17 protein-coding genes are annotated in these 16,877 nt (G+C 69.9%); 11 read left to right on the top strand and 6 right to left on the bottom strand.

Going from position 1 to position 16,877, the window contains the following annotated elements:
• Positions 1-98: 98 nt before the first annotated feature.
• Positions 99-1,418 (top strand): MFS transporter, encoded by a 1,320-nt coding sequence (locus VIL67_RS01855; RefSeq protein ID WP_332047141.1) that lies wholly within the window; start codon positions 99-101, stop codon positions 1,416-1,418.
• A 17-nt stretch (positions 1,419-1,435) separates the two neighbouring features.
• On the top strand, positions 1,436-1,711 hold the full coding sequence (locus tag VIL67_RS01850) for an ASCH domain-containing protein (protein ID WP_332047140.1): 276 nt from the start codon (positions 1,436-1,438) through the stop codon (positions 1,709-1,711).
• A 5-nt stretch (positions 1,712-1,716) separates the two neighbouring features.
• Here the strand turns inward: VIL67_RS01850 and VIL67_RS01845 are convergent, their stop codons facing one another.
• The gene (locus VIL67_RS01845; RefSeq protein ID WP_332047139.1) at positions 1,717-3,012 is read right to left on the bottom strand and encodes a lytic murein transglycosylase; all 1,296 of its coding nucleotides are present in this window, start codon (positions 3,010-3,012) and stop codon (positions 1,717-1,719) included.
• Between the two features lie 153 nt (positions 3,013-3,165).
• Here VIL67_RS01845 and ykgO point away from each other — a divergent pair, with 153 nt between their 5' ends.
• Together ykgO and VIL67_RS01835 are read left to right on the top strand one after the other, a co-directional pair.
• Positions 3,166-3,291 (top strand): type B 50S ribosomal protein L36, encoded by a 126-nt coding sequence (gene ykgO / locus VIL67_RS01840; RefSeq protein WP_111513452.1) that lies wholly within the window; start codon positions 3,166-3,168, stop codon positions 3,289-3,291.
• A 13-nt stretch (positions 3,292-3,304) separates the two neighbouring features.
• A complete protein-coding gene (locus VIL67_RS01835) occupies positions 3,305-3,922 on the top strand; it encodes an HAD family hydrolase (RefSeq protein ID WP_332047138.1) in 618 nt (205 codons plus the stop codon).
• 18 nt (positions 3,923-3,940) lie between these two features.
• On the opposite strand, the gene folE is transcribed toward VIL67_RS01835, so the two are convergent.
• Entirely contained in the window at positions 3,941-4,534 is a 594-nt protein-coding gene (gene folE / locus VIL67_RS01830) for a GTP cyclohydrolase I FolE (protein ID WP_332047137.1), read from the bottom strand.
• A gap of 129 nt (positions 4,535-4,663) precedes the next feature.
• Between folE and gapR the strand changes: the two genes are divergently transcribed.
• Both gapR and VIL67_RS01820 read left to right on the top strand, forming a co-directional pair.
• Entirely contained in the window at positions 4,664-4,933 is a 270-nt protein-coding gene (gene gapR, locus VIL67_RS01825) for a nucleoid-associated protein GapR (RefSeq protein WP_332047136.1), read from the top strand.
• Complete coding sequence (locus tag VIL67_RS01820; RefSeq protein WP_332047135.1) at positions 4,930-5,259, top strand: hypothetical protein; 330 nt, start codon at positions 4,930-4,932, stop codon at positions 5,257-5,259. Before gapR ends, VIL67_RS01820 begins: the two co-directional genes overlap by 4 nt.
• 110 nt (positions 5,260-5,369) lie before the next feature.
• Here VIL67_RS01820 and VIL67_RS01815 read toward each other — a convergent pair whose 3' ends face one another.
• Both VIL67_RS01815 and VIL67_RS01810 read right to left on the bottom strand, forming a co-directional pair.
• Positions 5,370-6,863 (bottom strand): sigma-54-dependent transcriptional regulator, encoded by a 1,494-nt coding sequence (locus tag VIL67_RS01815; protein ID WP_332047134.1) that lies wholly within the window; start codon positions 6,861-6,863, stop codon positions 5,370-5,372.
• A gap of 111 nt (positions 6,864-6,974) precedes the next feature.
• Positions 6,975-7,580 (bottom strand): hypothetical protein, encoded by a 606-nt coding sequence (locus VIL67_RS01810; RefSeq protein ID WP_332047133.1) that lies wholly within the window; start codon positions 7,578-7,580, stop codon positions 6,975-6,977.
• Positions 7,581-7,741: 161 nt separating this feature from the next.
• On the opposite strand from VIL67_RS01810, the gene VIL67_RS01805 reads away from it, so the two are divergent.
• Both VIL67_RS01805 and VIL67_RS01800 read left to right on the top strand, forming a co-directional pair.
• Positions 7,742-8,362 (top strand): hypothetical protein, encoded by a 621-nt coding sequence (locus VIL67_RS01805; RefSeq protein ID WP_332047132.1) that lies wholly within the window; start codon positions 7,742-7,744, stop codon positions 8,360-8,362.
• Positions 8,363-8,478: 116 nt separating this feature from the next.
• On the top strand, positions 8,479-10,617 hold the full coding sequence (locus VIL67_RS01800) for a PQQ-dependent dehydrogenase, methanol/ethanol family (RefSeq protein WP_332047131.1): 2,139 nt from the start codon (positions 8,479-8,481) through the stop codon (positions 10,615-10,617).
• Between the two features lie 140 nt (positions 10,618-10,757).
• On the opposite strand, the gene rocD is transcribed toward VIL67_RS01800, so the two are convergent.
• Together rocD and VIL67_RS01790 are read right to left on the bottom strand one after the other, a co-directional pair.
• The gene (gene rocD, locus VIL67_RS01795; protein WP_332047130.1) at positions 10,758-11,978 is read right to left on the bottom strand and encodes an ornithine--oxo-acid transaminase; all 1,221 of its coding nucleotides are present in this window, start codon (positions 11,976-11,978) and stop codon (positions 10,758-10,760) included.
• Positions 11,979-11,987: 9 nt separating this feature from the next.
• Positions 11,988-12,860 (bottom strand): dimethylarginine dimethylaminohydrolase family protein, encoded by an 873-nt coding sequence (locus tag VIL67_RS01790; RefSeq protein WP_332047129.1) that lies wholly within the window; start codon positions 12,858-12,860, stop codon positions 11,988-11,990.
• Between the two features lie 106 nt (positions 12,861-12,966).
• On the opposite strand from VIL67_RS01790, the gene VIL67_RS01785 reads away from it, so the two are divergent.
• The 3 genes from VIL67_RS01785 (at position 12,967) to VIL67_RS01775 (ending at position 16,877) form a co-directional block, all read left to right on the top strand.
• A complete protein-coding gene (locus VIL67_RS01785; protein WP_332047128.1) occupies positions 12,967-13,404 on the top strand; it encodes an Lrp/AsnC family transcriptional regulator in 438 nt (145 codons plus the stop codon).
• A gap of 68 nt (positions 13,405-13,472) precedes the next feature.
• Positions 13,473-15,272 carry a M3 family oligoendopeptidase gene (locus tag VIL67_RS01780; protein WP_332047127.1) on the top strand — a complete coding sequence of 600 codons (1,800 nt, stop codon included), beginning with the start codon at positions 13,473-13,475 and terminating at the stop codon, positions 15,270-15,272.
• A gap of 114 nt (positions 15,273-15,386) precedes the next feature.
• Positions 15,387-16,877 carry a L,D-transpeptidase family protein gene (locus tag VIL67_RS01775; RefSeq protein WP_332047126.1) on the top strand — a complete coding sequence of 497 codons (1,491 nt, stop codon included), beginning with the start codon at positions 15,387-15,389 and terminating at the stop codon, positions 16,875-16,877.

Genomic DNA, 16,877 nt, shown 5'->3' with positions numbered 1-16,877 from the left:
CCGCCGGAACATGGCCGTTAATGTTTAATGGCCGGTGAGCACGGAGGGGTGCGCCTTTGGGTTTGCCCCCGCCCGGCAAGCCGCTTAAGCCCGGAGCCATGCCCCCGTCCGCGTCTTCCGAAAGCGGGCTGCCCCGGCGGTCCTTCGTCATCATCTTCTGCGTGTCGCTGGCCACCGCCATGGGCAACACGGGGCTGATTTCGGTCCTGCCTGCGATCGGGCGGGAGATCGGCATCCCCGACCCCATGGTGGCGGCGATCTTCTCGCTCTCGGCGCTGCTCTGGGCGGCCTCTTCGCCGATGTGGGCGCGCGCCTCCGACCGCTACGGCCGCAAGCCGCTGATGATGCTGGGCCTCACAGGTTTCCTGGTTTCCATGCTGCTTTGCGGCCTGGTGGTCAGTGCAGGCCTGCGCCAGTGGTCCACGCCGGTGGTCATCTTCATCCTGTTCCTGCTGGCCCGAGCCCTCTTCGGCCTGTTCGGGGCCGCGTCGAACCCGGCGACCCAGGCCTATGTCGCCGAGCGTACGCCCATCGAGCAGCGGACCCAGGCTATGGCGAGCCTGGCGGGCGCCTTCGGCCTGGGCACCGTGATCGGCCCCTTCCTCGCGCCGCTGTTCACCAAGATCCCGGTGCTGGGGCTGGCCGGCCCCCTCTTTGCGTTCGGGCTGATCGCGCTCGCCATGCTGGCGGTGGTCTGGCGCATGCTTCCGGACACCCCGGTGCCGCCCGAAGCCGTGCGGCCCAGGCGTCCGATCGTCGGGCGTATGAAGGGCGAGACGCCCATGTGGCGCGACCCGCGCGTCGTGCCGTTCCTGCTCTACGGCTTCATCGTCGCCACGTGCCAGACCGCGCAGGCCCAGACCCTGGGCTTCCTGATCATCGACAAGCTCGGCGTCTCGCCGATCCAGGCGCAGTTCTCGATCTCCATCGCCATGATGTTCGGCGCCTGCGCCGGCCTGCTCGCCCAGTGGGGCATCATCCGGATGTTCGAGATGACGCCGCGCCAGCTGCTCCGCTGGGGCGTGGCGGTGGCCGCCGCCGGCAACCTGATCGTCGCCTTCGCCCCGGACTACTACCTGGTGATCGCCGGCTACGCCCTGTCGAGCCTGGGGTTCGGCTTCGCCCGACCGGGCTTCACCGCCGGCGCGTCCATCGCCGTGGGCATCGAAGAACAGGCGCGGGTGGCTGGCGCGATCGCGGCGGTCAACGGTGTGAACGTGGTGCTCGCCCCGCTCTTCGTCTGGCTCTACCAGCACTTCGGTCCGGCGCCGTTCATCGTGAACACCGCGCTGATGGTGGGCCTGCTGGTCTACGCCTTCCGCAACACCCAGCTGCGCAACGCCGATCCGAAGCCGGCCACGCGGGAGATGGCCACCATGGCCACCATCGAGAAGTCGGACGAGGGCGGCACGCTCTAGCCCGGCGGGAGGAGGCGATGCAGTTCACGAAGCGGCTGCGCGAACCCATCCAGCGGGGCGAGGTCACCTGCAGCGTCCGCATCTGGCGATCGCCCTGCGTTCGGCCGGGCGGCGAATACCGACTGGGCGAGGGCGTCGTCCATGTCACCTCGATCCGCGAGATCTCGCTCGGCGACATCACGCCCGAGCTCGCCCGAAGGTCTGGCTTCGCAGGCGTGGTCGACCTCCTCAAGGTCGCCCGTCACGGTTCCGGCGAGCGCGTCTACCTGGTGGAGTTCGAATACCGCGGCTGACCCGCTCAGCTGGCCGCCGGCGCGGCCGCCGCTTGGGTCTCGGCGCGCAGCCGCGCGACCATGTCGGGCGACAGATAGCCATCGGCCACGAGGCCGCGGGCCTTCTGCCAGTTCCTGAGCGCCGTCCGCGTTCCCATGCCGACGACGCCGTCCGGCTGGCCGGGGTCGAAGCCCAGCGCCGCCAACGCACGCTGGGCGGTCATCCGATCGGCCAGCGACAGGGGCGTCTCCTGCGGCCACGCCCGGACCAGGTCACCCTGGCCGGCGATGTGGTCGGCCAGCAGGCCCACGCCCAGCGCATAGGCGATGGAGTTGTTGTACTTGCGGATGGCGAAGTGGTTCGGGAACAGCAGGAAGACCGGCCCGTCCGCCCCGGTCGGCGCCACCAGCTGCGCCTTGGCGCCCAGGTCGGCTTCCGTCCACGGCAGGCCGTCGGCTCGGCGCACCCCCTTCTCCGCCCACCAGGACGGGCTCTCGCGCGGGCCCTCCGTCAGGCTCCAGTCGAAGCCTTCGGGCGCGATCACCTCGCGCGCCCAGCTCTGGCCGCGCACCCAGCCGCCCTTGGCCAGCAGATTGGCCGCCGAGGCCAGCGCGTCGGGCGCCGAGGCCCAGATGTCCCGCCGCCCGTCGCCGTCGTGGTCCACGGCTGTGGAGGTGAAGGTGGTCGGGATGAACTGCGTCTGACCCATGGCCCCGGCCCACGAGCCCTTCAGCCGCGACCTCGGATGCTCCCCCGATTGGATGATCTTCAGGGCGGCGATCAGCTCCCCCTCGGCCCAGGCGCGGCGGCGGCCCTGCGCGGCCAGCGTCGCCAGGGAGCGGATCACGTCGTTGTCGCCCTGGATCTGACCATAGCCGCTCTCCAGCGCCCAGATGCCCATCAGGATCTCGCGTGGCACGCCGTAGGTCTGCTCGATGGCGTCGAAATAGGGGGCGCTCCGGCGCTGCTGGCCAAGCGTCACGCGGCCGCCGGTGACCACGCCCTTGAGGTACTCGGAGATCGGCTTTGAGAACTCCGGCTGCCGGCTGTCGAGCCGCCCGACGCTCGGGTTCGGGGTGAGCCCCTCGAGTTCGCGGTCCAGCACCTCGCGCGAGACGCCCGCGTTCAGCGCGCGGCCGTAGAACTCGCTCGCCCAGGCGTCGAACACCTGGTCGCCCGAGACTGTCGGGGGCGTGACCGGCTGGGGCGCAGGGGCCTGGGCCGGCGGCGGCGTAACGGCGGGCGTCGGCAGCAGCGGCTTGTTGGCGGGGCTGGCGCATCCGGCCAGGACGTACAGGGCGAGGAGGTAACGGCGGCGCATCGATTCGGAGTCTAGCGAGCCCGAGAGGTGGGGCCCTCATCAAAACGCTGTCAGGCGCGAAGCGTTGACTCCGGCCAGGCTGCCCCGTATATGCGCCCGCTCTCTTGTTGAACCTAAGGACGCGGCGCGTCCGCCACGCCCGGAAGCAAGGTCATGAAGGTCAGAAGCTCGCTCAAGTCGCTCAAGACCCGCCACCGCGACTGCAAGCTCGTGCGCCGCAAGGGCCGGGTTTACATCATCAACAAGACCGACCCGCGCTTCAAAGCCAAGCAAGGCTAAGCGGCCAAAGGTCGTGCCGGCGTCCGCCGCCCCGAAGGCGGTTGTCTGGGACTTCGGCAACGTCATCGTGCGGTGGAACCCCCGCACGCTCTACGAAAAGATCTTCCAGGAACCGGCCGAGGTCGACCGGTTCCTGACGCATGTCTGCACCATGGACTGGCACATGGCGACGGACCGCGGCGTGCCGTTCGCCGAGAACGTCGCCGCCCTGGCGCGGAAACACCCGGAGCACGCGCCGGCGATCCGCGCCTGGCACGAGCGCTGGTGGGAGATGTTCTCGGGGGCCATCTCGGAGACCGAAGCGGCCATCGAGGCTCTGCACGCCCGCGGCGTGCCCCAGTACGGCCTTTCCAACATCAGCACCGAGACGCTGGACGGCGCCTACGCCATGAGCCCGGCCTTCGCGCGCCTGAAGGATGCAATCATCTCGGGCCGCGAGGGGGTGGTGAAGCCGGACCCGGCCATCTACCGCCTGGCCTGCGAGCGGTTCGGCCATGCGCCGCAGGACATGCTGTTCATCGACGACAGCGCCGCCAACATCGAAGCAGCGCGCGCTCTTGGCTTCCACGTCCATCACTTCGTGGACCCAGCCGACCTGCGGCCGACCCTGGAGCGGCACGGCCTGCTGTAGCTCGGGGTCGCGGGCGCGCTACGCCGGCCCGCTGCGCACCAGTTCGAAGAACTCCTGCCGGGTCCGCGGGTCGTCGCGCACGCCGCCGAGCAGGTGGCTGGTGGTCAGCCGCGTGCCCGGCGTGTTCACGCCGCGCATGGTCATGCAGCTGTGCTCGGAGACGATCACCACGCCCACGCCCTTTGGCTGCAGGATGTCCTGGATCGCCTCGGCGACCTGGGCGGTCAGCTTCTCCTGGATCTGCATGCGCCGCGCGAAGCCGTGGACCACGCGGGCCAGCTTGGAGATCCCCACCACCCGCTTGGCCGGCAGGTAGCCCACGTGGGCCTTGCCCAGGAACGGCAGCATGTGGTGCTCGCACATGCTGACCACCGGAATGTCCCGCAGCACCACCAGCTCGTCGTAGCCGCCCACCTCGTCGAACGTGCGCGCCAGGTACTCGCGGGGGTCGGCGTCGTAGCCGGCGAACAGCTCGCGATACGCCTTGGCCACGCGCTTCGGCGTCTCGAGCAGCCCCTCGCGGTCGGGGTCGTCGCCCGCCCATTCGATCAGGGTGCGGACGGCGGCCTCGGCTTCGGCCTGCGTGGGTCGTTTCCTGGTGTTGTCCGACATGGTCCCTCCGCGGCGATCCGCCTCAACGCGAGGGCCGAAGTCAAGGTTCAAGGTTCGGGTGACAGCGCCGGGCGCCGCCGCTAGGTTCCGCCGCTTTCCGGCAACCCCTCACTTCGGTAGAGCTAGACCATGGCCGACGACGCTTCCGCCCACTCCGACGTTCTCAACGCCACGGCCCAGGGCCAGCTGAAGAGCATCATCGAGCGCATCGAGCGCCTGGAGGTCGAGAAGGGCGAGATCGCCGAGCAGATCAAGGAAGTGAAGGCCGAGGCCAAGGGCAACGGCTTCGATGTGAAGATCATCGCCAAGGTCATCCGCCTCCGGAAGCAGGACCGCGCCAAGCGGCAGGAGGAAGAGGCCATCCTCGACCTCTACCTCTCGGCGATCGGAGAGATTTGACGAAGAAGGCGCCACCGTCGCCCTTTGAGGCGCAGCGGGCGGCCGCCAAGCGCGCCGCCCTCAACGCCCTTAAACGCGCCCGCCGGACGGCCGAGAAGGCGGGCGTCGAGCTCTCCGACTGGGAGGGCGAATTCCTCGGCAGCGTGGCCGAGCGCGTGAAGACCTACGGGCGCGCCTTCGGCGACCCGGAGAAGGGCGCCCGCGGCGAGGCGCTGTCGGTCATGCAGACCGTCAAGCTCAAGGAGATCGCCGCGAAGGCCAAAGGCGAGAAGAAGCCCATGTCCCGCGGCCGAGGGTTCCGGCGCAAGCCAAAGGACTCCGAATAGGCCGCAGAGCGGCCAATCGATGAACGACGGAATGCACGGCCGCGGTCGCAGCCTTCCGTGTGCTCTGTGTCTTCCGTGGTTTTCTGGTGTGCTTCGGGGGGGCTGAAGGATCAGCCCTGCGCCGCCACCTGTTCCACCACGTCCTCAAGGCCCTGCTCCTTCACCTTGCGGTAGAGCGTCGAGCGGCCGATGCCGAGCCGGCGGGCCACCTCGCTCATGTGCCCGGCGTAGATGCCGATGGCGAGCTGGATGAGGTCGCGCTCGATCTCTTCCAGCGTGCGCAGATGGCCCCGCTCGTCGAGGATCCGGACGGGCGCGTCCTTGGGCATCTCGGCCACCAGCTGCTCGGCGGTGGGAATGGACTGCGGCACGGCGGCCGTCAGGGGCTGCACCGCGGATGGCTGCGCCACCGGCTCCGGCGGCGGGGCGGCGACGCCGGAGATGGCCGGGAAGTCGTGCGGCGCCAGGTAGGGCGCGTCGGCCAGCACGATGGCGCGGTACACCGCGTTCTCCAGCTGCCGGACGTTGCCCGGCCAGTCGAAGGCGCAGAGGAAGGCCATGGTCTCGGGCGCGGCGCCCACCACCGACTTGCCCTCCTCGACGTTGAAGCGGCGCACGAAGGCGTCGACCAGGGCCGGGATGTCTTCCTTGCGCTCGCGCAGCGCCGGCGCCTCGATCGGGAACACGTTCAGCCGATAGAACAGATCCTCGCGGAAGCGGCCCTCGGCCACCGCCTGCGAGAGGTCGCGGTTGGTCGCCGAGACGATCCGCACGTCCACCTTGATGGAGCGCTTGGCGCCGATCGGGTCGATCTCGCTTTCCTGCAGGGCGCGCAGCAGCTTGACCTGAATGTCCAGGGGTAGCTCGCCCACCTCGTCCAGGAACAGGGTGCCGCCGTTCGCCTCCTGGAACTTGCCCAGGTGCTTGTCGGTGGCGCCCGTGAAGCTGCCCTTCTCGTGCCCGAACAGGATCGATTCCACGAGGTTCTCGGGAATGGCGCCGCAGTTCACCGCCACGAAGGGCTTGCCGGCGCGGTCGGAGGATCCGTGCACCGCGCGCGCGATCACTTCCTTGCCGACCCCGCTCTCGCCAGTGATCAGGATCGGGATGCCGGACTTGGCCGCCCGCTCGCCCAGGCGCTTGACCATGGTCATGGCCGGCGAGGCGCCGATCAGGTCGTCGAAGGTGGTGCGGCCGTTGGCGTGCTTCTTGAGCCGGTCCACCTCGACCTTGAGCGCGCCCATGGAGAGCGCATTGCGGATCGAGACGATGATCCGCTCGGGCGCGGCCGGCTTGACGAAGAAGTCTACGGCGCCGGCCTGCATGGCCGACACCACCGTGTCGATGCCGCCGGTGGCCGTGACCACGATGACCGGCTGGTTGAAGCCGCGCGCACGCATTTCGGCGAGGGTGTCCTGGCCCGAGATGCCTGGCATCACCAGGTCCAGCAGGACCACGTCCGCCTTTGTCCCGGCGGTCAGCTTGTTGAGCGCGTCATCGCCGTTCTCCGCATGGACGACGGCGAAGCCCTCGCGCTCAAGGACGGCTTGGATGAGCCGGCGCTGTGTAGGGTCGTCGTCGACGACGAGGACGGTCTTGGACATAGGCACCACCACCTGGGATCGGGAGGCTCGTCTCTTCTGGACGAGGCCGTGTTGACCCGAATTGGTACAGGCAGGCGGTAAAGGCCGGGTTTCGGAGACCCGAATCAGGGGTTAACGCGACGGGTTAACTTCACCCTGGGTTGAAGCCAGGGTCGAGGTCGACACATCGGCCGCGTCGTCAAGCCCGCCGCCGACCGTCGAGACATAGGCCGTGCTGGTCTCGGCCGGGTCCGACGCGAGATCGGCGGCCGGGCCCCCGGCGGCGTTCGCCTCGGCGATCTCGGCCCCGCCCGAGCACTGGTTGCGCAGATAGCCTTTCAGGTAACCGCGCCGCGCCCAGCCGGCCATGGCGGCTTCGGCAAGCTCGCGCTCCTTGCGGTCCACGCCCGTCACCACGCGGAACACCTCCCGGTATGGGATCAGGCTGCGGGCGCCCTTCAGCAGGAGGTTGCCGGTCTGGCTCTTCGGATTGGCCTGCTCGTCGGCGTCGGGGCCCAGAACCTGGTCGAGCTCGGCGACCTCCTGGTAGGCGCCGTCGCACGTGGTCGGCGCATAGGGATCCGTCTTGGCCTTCTTCAGCAGCTCGGGGACATTGCTGGCGGTGAGGCCCAGGCCCTCCTGCTGGCCGGGCTTGATCTCGGCGGCCGCCGGTTGGGCGGCGAGGGCGGCGCCGGCCGCCGTGAGGGCCGCCATCAGGGTCGCAGTACGCCGGATCATCTTCGCAAGGTCTCCATCCTCGGACGACCCTAAACCGCGCGAGCGGCCCCCGGGTTCACGGCCGGGCTTCACAAAAGGCGAACCAAACCGCGGCGTTGCGAGTTTACGGCGCGCCAGGGGCAGGACCGGGCCGGGGATCGACACGAGAAGGAGAGACCCCGATGACCAAGCAGATGCGGCTGGCCCTGATGGCCGGCGCCGCCCTGACGCTCAGCGCCGGCGCAGCGACCGCCCAGCCCTGGATGTCGATCGACGAGCGCGTGGCGCGAATGGACGAGCGGATCGACGCGGGCGTTCGGACCGGCGAGCTGAGCCGGTCGGAAGCCATGTCGCTGCGCGCCGAGTTCCGCGACCTGGTGAACATGGAGGCCCGGTACCGGGCCGGCGGCCTGTCCGGCTGGGAGCGCCAGGACCTCGACCGCCGCTTCGACCAGCTCAGCATGCGGATCCGGGATAATCGCCGCGATGGCGAGATGGGCTGGTACGGCGGCCGCGGCTGGAACGACGCTGACGGCCGCTGGGTGTCCATCGACCGCCGCAAGGCGCAGTTGGAGCGCCGCATCGAGCAGGGCCTGCGCAACGGCCAGCTGACCGGCGTCGAGGCGGCGCGCCTGCGGGCTCAGTTCAACGAGGTGGCGCGCATGGACATGCGCTTCCGCCGCGGCGGCTACACCCCGTCCGAGATGGCCGAGCTCGACCGGCGCTTCGACATGCTCGCCCAGCAGATCCGTTGGGAGCGGCGGGACGGCGATCGCTACGGCTACAACAACTGGCGCCGCTAGGGGCGCGGCCCCTGCGCCTGCCGGCCCCCACGCTTGACGTGGGGGCCGGCTTGCCCGGCGAAGCCCTCCGGGCCTAACGTCGCGTCCAAGGCCGCCAAAGGCCACGGGGAGGCGACATGAGGATCATCACCTTTGCGGTGGCGATGGCGCTCGCGGCGACGCTGGGGGCCTGCCAGAAGGGCGAGGGCTCGAACGCCGGCGGCGCGGGCCAGGTGGACGGCGCGCGCATCGCCGCAGCCAACGCCAACGCCGAGTGGCTGACCTACGGCAAGGGCTATGCCGAGCAGCGCTTCAGCCCGCTCGATCAGGTGAACGCCGGCAACGTCGGCCAGCTGGGGCTGGCCTGGTACGCCCAGTTCGACACCGACCGCGGCCAGGAAGCCACCCCGCTGATGGTCGACGGGGTGCTCTACACCACCACCGCCTGGTCGAAGGCCTTCGCCTTCGACGCCCGCACCGGCAAGCAGCTCTGGGCCTTCGACCCCAAGGTGGAGGGCGCCAAGGGCTTCAACGCCTGCTGCGACGTGGTCAACCGCGGCGTCGCGGTGTGGAAGGGCAAGGTCTACCTCGGGACGATCGACGGCCGCCTCATCGCGCTCGACGCCAAGACCGGCCAGCAGGCCTGGTCCGTGCAGACCACCGACACCTCCAAGCCCTACACGATCACCGGGGCGCCCAGGGTCATCAAGGGCAAGGTGCTGATCGGCAACGGCGGCGCGGAATACGGCGTCCGTGGCTACATCTCCGCCTACGACGCGGGGACCGGCAAGCTGGCCTGGCGGTTCTACACCACGCCCAATCCGACCGGGGCAAAGGACGGCGCCGCCTCCGACAAGGTCATGGCCGAGAAGGCCGCGGCCACCTGGTCCGACGGCGAATGGAAGAAGACCGGCGGCGGCGGCACGGCGTGGGACTCCATCGCCTACGATCCCGACCTCGACATCGTCTACATCGGCATCGGCAATGGCACGCCCTGGAACCACCAGCGCCGCTCGGGCGGGAAGGGCGACAACCTCTTCCTGTCGTCCATCCTGGCGCTGAAGCCGGAAACCGGCGAGTACGTCTGGCACTACCAGACCACGCCAGGCGAGAGCTGGGACTACACCGCCACCCAGCACATCATGCTGGCGGAGCTGAACATCGGCGGGCAGCCGCGTAAGGTGCTGATGCAGGCGCCGAAGAACGGCTTCTTCTACGTCATCGACCGGGCCACCGGTCAGCTGCTGTCGGCCAAGAACTACACCAACATCAGCTGGGCCACCGGCGTCGACCTGAAGTCCGGCCGGCCGATCGAGGCGCCCAACGCGCGGTACGGAAACGGGCCGGCGCTCGCGGTCCCGGGCCCGCTCGGCGCCCATAACTGGCAGCCCATGGCGTTTTCGCCGAAAACCGGCCTCGTCTACATCCCGACCAACGTCACCCCGTTCGCCTATACCGACGACCGAGGGTTCTCGTACAAGCCCGGCGCCTGGAACGTCGGCGTCGACTTCCTGACCAACGCGCTGCCGACCGACGCCGCCACCCAGAAGGCGGTGGCCTCCATGATCCGCGGCGCCCTGGTGGCCTGGGACCCGGTCCAGCAGAAGGCGGTCTGGAGCGTCGAGCACCCCTATTTCTGGAACGCCGGGGTGCTGGCGACAGCGGGTGGCCTGGTCTTCCAGGGCGCCGCCCAAGGCCAGTTCGTCGCCTACGACGCTGCCAAGGGCGCCAAGCTGTGGAGCTACGACGCTGGCAACGGGATCATCGCCGCGCCCATGACCTACCAGCTGGACGGCCAGCAGTACGTCGCGGTCATGGTCGGCGCCGGCGGCGGCGGCCAGATCTCGGCGCCCGGCTTCATGCCCCAGCGGCCGCGGCTGCCGGGCCGGCTGCTGGTCTTCAAGCTCGGCGGCAAGGCGGTGGCCCCGGCCTTCCCGAAGGTGGAGCAGCCGACGATCGACCTGACCAACGTCAGTTCCACCGGCGACCTGCAGCACGGCTTCGCGGTCTTCCACCAGCATTGCCAGGTCTGCCATGGCCCGAACGCCGCGGGCTCGTGGCTGCCCAACCTTCGCGCCTCGCCGATGCTGGCGACGCCGGAGAACTGGAAGAGCGTGGTCATCGACGGCGCGCTTGCGCCCCGCGGCATGGCCAGCTTCGCCCGCTTCCTGACGCCCAAGGACGCCGAGGACGTCCGCGCCTACGTGATCAGCGAAGCCCGCGGCGCGGCCCCCGATAACGCCCAGGGCTCGAGGACGCCCGCCCCGAAGAGCTGATCCTTCCCTTCCAACGCCGGTGGGAACGGCGGGAACGGCGAGCGGCCGGCAGCGCGTGCGGCTCGCCCTCTCCCACCGGCTCTGCGGCTTCGCCTTAGCCGGCGGTCCCCCTCTCCCCCCCCCGACCGGGAAGAGGAAGGCTACGGCAGCACGGCGTCGAACTGGTCGGCGATCCAGTCGGACTGGGCCTCGGTCAGGATCAGCGGCGGGGCGATGCGGATGGTGTGGTCGTGGGTCTCCTTGGCGAGCAGGCCGCGGGCCTGCAGGGCCTCGCACACCCGCCGGGCGCCGCCGGCGTCGGGGAACAGCTCCACCGCCAGCATCAGGCCCCGGCCGCGGACGTCCTTCACCGCGGCGGTGCGCACCGCCTGCAGCGAGGCCAGCAGGCGCGCGCCCACGCGCGCGGCGTTCTCCACCATTCCCTCTTCGACGAGCACCCTCAGCGCCGCCCGGGCCACTGCGCAGGCCAGCGGGTTGCCGCCGAACGTGGAGCCGTGCTCGCCGGGGTGCAGCACGCCCATCACCTCCGAGTTCGAGAGCACCGCCGAGACGGGGTAGAAGCCGCCGGACAGCGCCTTGCCGATCAGGGTGAGGTCGGCCTCGATCTCCTCGTGTTCCTCGGCCAGCATCTTCCCGGTCCGCCCAAGCCCCGTCTGGATCTCATCGAGGATCAGGATGACGTTGTGCCGGGTGCACAGCTCCCGGGCGCGCTTCAGGTACCCGGCCGGCGGGATGATCACGCCCGCCTCGCCCTGGATCGGCTCCACCAGGAAGGCGACGGTGTCCGGCGTGATCGCCTGCTCCAGCGCGTCGGCGTCGCCGAATGGCACGACCTTGAACCCCGGGGGGAACGGGCCGAAGCCGCCGCGCGAGGCCGGGTCGGTGGAGAAACCGACGATCGCCACCGTGCGCCCGTGGAAGTTCTCGGAGGCCACGATGATCTCCGCCCGGCCCTCCGGCACGCCCTTGACCTCATAGCCCCACTTGCGGGCCACCTTGATGGCGCTCTCCACCGCCTCGGCGCCCGAGTTCATCGGCAGCGCCTTGTGCGAGTTGGTCAGGGCGCAGAGCTCTTCGTAGAAGGGCGCCAGCTGGTCGTTCCGGAACGCCCGCGAGGTGAGCGTCAGCCGGGAAGCCTGGGCCACCATGGCCTCGAGGATCTTCGGATGGCAGTGGCCCTGGTTGACCGCCGAATAGGCCGACAGGCAATCCAGGTAGCGGTTGCCGTCCACGTCCCAGACGTGGACGCCTTCACCGCGGGTCAGCACCACGTCCAGCGGCTTGTAGTTCTTGGCGCCGTACTTCGCCTCGGTGGCGATCAGCTCGGCGGCGAGGGAGCGGGCGAGGGTGATGTCGTTCATGGCGGAGCCCTATTCGGCGGCGATGGCGGAGGCTTGCGGGACGCTGGTCCGGTCGAGTCGCAGCGTCATGCAGTAGGCGGCGCCGCCGGACAGGATGAAGGGCGAGAGGTCCACCTCGACCACCTGGTAGCCGCGACCCTCCAGCCGGGACTTCAGGGCAGGCGGCGCCTTGGCCATGATGATGGTGCGGTCGAGGTTCACCGCATTGACGCAGAAGGCCGCGGCGTCCTCGTCGGTCGCCTCGATGCGCAGGTCGTCGGGCACGCGGGCGCGGATCGCCGCCAGCGCCGCCTCCGTGAAGGCGGCGGGGTAGTAGAGCACCTCTCCCCCGGACAGCGGGCAGAAGCAGGTGTCCAGGTGGTAGTAGCGGTCCGAGGCCAGCTCCAGCGGCACGATCTCCCGGCCGAAGACGCTCTGCAGGACGGCCAGCGCGCCGCGGCTGGATCGCGGCCCGTAGCCCGCCCAGAACAGCTGTCGCCCGAGATCCCAGATCGCATCGCCCGCGCCCTCGTGGAACAGGCCTTCGGGCAGGTCGATCACGTCCTGCACCACGCCCCGAGTCTTCAGCCGGCAGAAGGCGGACCGGAAAATCGCCTCTTCTCCCTGCCGTTCCGGGTGGCGGAAGCGGGCCAGAAGCACCTTGCCGTCCAGCACCACGGCGGCGTTCGCGGGGAACACCAGGTCGGGCAATCCGCGGGCGGCCTCCACCGTCTCCACCTGGGCCCCGGCGGCCTTCAGGGCGGCGCGCAGCTCGGCGGACGCGCGCTTGGCGGCCGCCTGGCAGGCGTCGCGCTCGTCCCGCCAGGTGGCGGGCTTCATCCACGGATTGATCTGGTAGCAGACCTCATAGTGGGTCGGGTCCGTCATCAAGAACAGCGCCATCGCGACCTCGTGTGGTTGTCTGGGACGGAAGGGTCACCTACGGCCGCGCTAGCCGAAAGCGTCCAAGCTGCTACCATTCGTCAGGGAGCCTGACGGAGTGGCAGCAATGGTTGCCGAATTGCTCGACGAGACGGACCGGCGGCTGATCGCCCTGCTACGGGCCGATTCGCGCCTGCCCGCCTCCAGCCTCGCCGCCCAGCTGAGGGTCAGCCGCGGGACGGTGCAGAACCGCATCGAACGCCTCACCGCCCGCGGCGTCATCCAGGGCTTCACCATTCGGACCCGCCCCGAACTCGAGGCGAACCGGGTACGGGCGATCATGTGCATCGCCATCGAGGGCGAGCGCTCGTCCTCGGTGGTCAAGGCGCTCCGCGGCCTGCCGACCGTCGACAAGGTGCACACCACCAACGGCCGATGGGACCTGATTGCTGAACTCGACACAGAGACCCTGCGGGAGTTCAGCGACACTTTGGACCGCATCCGCACCATCGAGGGGATCGCCTCGACCGAGACGTCCATCCTGCTGGCGACGCAGAAGCTGTGATCCTTACGCTCACCCTGGCGAAAGCCGGCGCCTCCCGCTTCGCCTGCGGATGAACTACATCCCCTCCCATGAACGCCCCTGTCCGACCCGAGACCCTGCCGCAGTGGCGGCTGGACGACCTCTACGCCGACCGCAACGACCCGCGCATCGACGCTGACCTCCAGGCCGCAAAGGCCGCCAACGACGCGCTGGTCGCGCTGAAGGGCCAGTTCGCCGCCGCCCGCGCAGACGCGCCGAAACTCGGTGAGCTGCTGGACCGCGGCGTCCGGCTTTACGAGCAGACGACCAACGGCCTTTGGGGCGTCGGGGCCTACGCCTCCCTCGCCGCCTCCACAGCCCGGGACGACCCGGCCTGGTCCAAGTTCGAGGCCGACCTGCGGGCGCGCTCGTCGCAGATCGCCGCCGACAGCCTGTTCTTCACTCTCGAGATCAACCAGCTCGACGACGCCGAGATCGAGGCGGCCCTGGCTAGCCATCCGCCTGCCGCCCGCTGGCGGCCGTGGCTGCGGCGCGTACGCTTGTCGCGGCCGCATGAGCTTTCGCCCGAGCTGGAGCGGATGATGGTCGAGCGGGCGCCGGCGGTGGCCAACTGGAGCCGGCTGTCCGACGAGACCCTGGCGCGGCTCACCGCGCGCGTCGGCAAGGAGACCCTGACGCTTCCCGAGCTGTTGAACCGGCTGTCGAGCCCGGACGCCGCGGCCCGCAAGAACGCCGCCATGGGCCTCGCCAAGGCCTTGGCCGACCGCAGCCCGACCCTGGCGCTTTGCCTCAACACCCTGGCCTTCGAAAAGCAGGTGGAGGATCGCTGGCGCAAGCACCCCGATCCCGCCGCCGCTCGCCACCTGGCCAACGAGGTGGACGCCGCCGCAGTCGCCGCCCTCGAGGAGGCGGTGGTGGACTCCTATGAGCGCGTGAGCCACCGCTACTACCGCCTCAAGGCGCGGATCATGGGTCGCGAGGCGCTGGACCACTGGGATCGCAACGCGCCCCTCGATACAGCGCCGCCGCGGATCTACGGCTGGGACGAGGCCAAGGGGCTGGTGCTGGAGAGCTTCTCGGCGCTTGCGCCGAAGTTCGCCGAAACCGCGCGGATCTTCTTTGACCAGCCGTGGATCGACGCCCGGCCCCGCCCCGGCAAGCAGTCGGGGGCCTATTCGCACCCGGTCACATCGGAGCGGCACCCCTTCGTCTTCATGAACTACATGGGCGAGCGCCGCGATGTGCTCACCCTCGCCCACGAGCTCGGCCACGCCGTGCACCAGACGCTCTGCGCCCCGCTGGGAACCCTGCTCGCCGACACGCCGCTGACGCTCGCCGAGACCGCGTCGATCTTCGGCGAGGGTCTGGTGTTCGAGCGCCTGCTGGCGTCCGCCACGCCGGAGGAAAAGCGCGGCCTCCTGGCCGGCAGGATCGAGGACGCCCTGAACACGGTGGTTCGCCAGATCGCCTTCCACCGTTTCGAGACGCGTTTCCACGCCGCCCGGCTCGAAGGCGAGCTGTCGCCCCAGGAGATCGGCGGCCTGTGGCTGGAGGTGATGGGCGAGAGCTTGGGCCCGGCGATCCGGCTGAACCGCGGCTACGAGCACTATTGGGCCTATGTCAGCCACTTCGTGCACGCCCCGTTCTACGTCTACGCCTACGCCTTCGGCGACCTCCTGGTGCGCGCCCTGATGGAGAAGCGTCGGGAGGACCCCGAGGGCTTTGCGCCGCTTTACGAGGCCCTGCTATCGGCCGGGGGGACGAAGACTTACGTGGAGGCGCTCGCCCCGTTCGGCCTGGACCCGCGCGAGAAGGCCTTCTGGGCCGCGGGAATGAAGCAGATCGAGCGGCTGGTGGACGAGTTCGAGACCCTGGTCCCCGAGAAGTGAGTCTTCTGCACCACATCTCCACATGATGTCGATCAAGGCTAAGGGTGTGGAATGCCACGAAAGTCGGGGTTCGCGCGTTCGGGGGACCGAGGGCGAAGCGAGGTGTCCCGGAGTATGAATTCGAGTTCGAAGCGGCGCGCGAGGCTCAGGCTGGCGGCCGCCGCCTGCGCCCTCCCCATGGCGTTCGCCGGCGCCGTTCTGCATGCCCAGGAGCCCGCCGCCCCGCCGGCCGCTGCGCCGGCGCGGCCGGTCATCCCGCCGCTAAGTCCCGCCCAGGCGCAGCAGGCGATCGCCGTGTTGCACGACGCGGACCTGCAGGGGCTTCGTCCCGACGAGTATCTGCCTGCCGGCATCGACCCCGGCGGGGCCCTGCCCGAAGGCCAGCAGGAGGCGCTGGCGCAGGGCCTCCTCCGCTATGCCAAGGACGTGCGCACCGGGCGGATGGAGCTGAGCCAGTTCCCGTCGAACTGGACGCTCCGGCCTGACCCCTGGGATCCGGCCCCCGAGCTCGCCCGCGCGATCGCCGAGAACCGCCTCAAGGCCTGGCTCGACAGCCTGCCGCCGCCCTACTCGGGCTATGCGGCCCTGAAGCGCGGCCTCGCCAAGTACCGCCAGATCGCGGCGAACGGCGGCTGGAAGGCGATCCCCGAGGGGCCGCCGCTGAAACTCGGCATGACCGATCACCGGGTGCCGGCGCTGCGCGCCCGCTTGGCCGTGGAGGACCCGCAGCTGAAGGCCTCGCCTTCGACCACGTTCGACGCCGAACTGCACGGCGCCGTCCAGCGCGCGCAGCGCCGCTTCGGCTTCGAGCCGGATGGCGTGGTGGGCGCCGGCACCCTGCGGATGCTGAACCAGCCGGTTGGCCAGCGCGTGCTGCAGATCATCGCCAACATGGAGCGGTGGCGCTGGATGCCGCGGCAGATGCCCGCCACGCGCGTTCAGGTGAACTCGGGCGCGGCGATCGTCACCCTGTTCAAGGACGACCGCCCGGTGCTGTCCATGAAGGCGGTCTCCGGCAAGCCCGGCGACGAGACCCCCATGCTGGCCTCGTCCATGCACAGCGTCGTCATCAACCCGCCCTGGAACGTCCCCACGCGCATCGCCAACGAGGAGCTCTGGCCCAAGGAGCGGGCGAATCCCGGCTACCTCTCGCGCAACGGCTTCCGGGTGATCACCAACGACGACGGCTCAAAGCGCCTGCAGCAGCGCTCGGAGCAGAGCGCGCTTGGCCGGTTCAAGTTCGACTTCGACAACCCCTTCGCGGTCTACCTGCACGACACGCCCACCAAGGCCACCTTCGACCGCTTCGCCCGGCAGGCCAGCCACGGCTGCGTCAGGGTCGAGAAGCCCCGCGAGCTGGCCGAGGCCCTGCTGGCCGGCGATCCGCAGTGGACGCCCGAGCAGATCGCCACGACGCTGGACGGCGGCAAGACGGTGCGGGCGCGTCTGCCGCAGCAGGTGCCGGTCTACATCCTTTACTGGACGTCCTTCGCCGGCTCCGACGGGCAGATGCACTTCCGCACCGATCCCTACGACTGGGATCGCGAGCTCCTGCGGCGGACCGGCGTGCTGGCCACGCCCAAGGTGAAGACGGAAGAGACCTGA

The sequence above is a fragment of the Phenylobacterium sp. genome (assembly GCF_036563385.1).
Taxonomy (GTDB): Bacteria; Pseudomonadota; Alphaproteobacteria; order Caulobacterales; family Caulobacteraceae; genus Phenylobacterium.
The sequence above is the reverse complement of the archived record's forward strand: the minus strand, read 5'-3'. Positions and strand labels throughout refer to the sequence as shown.

Bases quoted from the DNA above. Each gene is read 5' to 3' on its own strand.
- rocD (WP_332047130.1), bottom strand. From the start codon at position 11,978: ATGAACGACATCACCCTCGCCCGCTCCCTCGCCGCCGAGCTGATCGCC.
- folE (WP_332047137.1), bottom strand. From the start codon at position 4,534: ATGTCGGACAACACCAGGAAACGACCCACGCAGGCCGAAGCCGAGGCC.
- VIL67_RS01775 (WP_332047126.1), top strand. From the start codon at position 15,387: ATGAATTCGAGTTCGAAGCGGCGCGCGAGGCTCAGGCTGGCGGCCGCC.
- VIL67_RS01850 (WP_332047140.1), top strand. From the start codon at position 1,436: ATGCAGTTCACGAAGCGGCTGCGCGAACCCATCCAGCGGGGCGAGGTC.
- VIL67_RS01810 (WP_332047133.1), bottom strand. From the start codon at position 7,580: ATGATCCGGCGTACTGCGACCCTGATGGCGGCCCTCACGGCGGCCGGC.
- ykgO (WP_111513452.1), top strand. From the start codon at position 3,166: ATGAAGGTCAGAAGCTCGCTCAAGTCGCTCAAGACCCGCCACCGCGAC.
- gapR (WP_332047136.1), top strand. From the start codon at position 4,664: ATGGCCGACGACGCTTCCGCCCACTCCGACGTTCTCAACGCCACGGCC.
- VIL67_RS01805 (WP_332047132.1), top strand. From the start codon at position 7,742: ATGACCAAGCAGATGCGGCTGGCCCTGATGGCCGGCGCCGCCCTGACG.
- VIL67_RS01790 (WP_332047129.1), bottom strand. From the start codon at position 12,860: ATGGCGCTGTTCTTGATGACGGACCCGACCCACTATGAGGTCTGCTAC.
- VIL67_RS01845 (WP_332047139.1), bottom strand. From the start codon at position 3,012: ATGCGCCGCCGTTACCTCCTCGCCCTGTACGTCCTGGCCGGATGCGCC.
- VIL67_RS01785 (WP_332047128.1), top strand. From the start codon at position 12,967: ATGGTTGCCGAATTGCTCGACGAGACGGACCGGCGGCTGATCGCCCTG.
- VIL67_RS01855 (WP_332047141.1), top strand. From the start codon at position 99: ATGCCCCCGTCCGCGTCTTCCGAAAGCGGGCTGCCCCGGCGGTCCTTC.
- VIL67_RS01815 (WP_332047134.1), bottom strand. From the start codon at position 6,863: ATGTCCAAGACCGTCCTCGTCGTCGACGACGACCCTACACAGCGCCGG.
- VIL67_RS01800 (WP_332047131.1), top strand. From the start codon at position 8,479: ATGAGGATCATCACCTTTGCGGTGGCGATGGCGCTCGCGGCGACGCTG.
- VIL67_RS01780 (WP_332047127.1), top strand. From the start codon at position 13,473: ATGAACGCCCCTGTCCGACCCGAGACCCTGCCGCAGTGGCGGCTGGAC.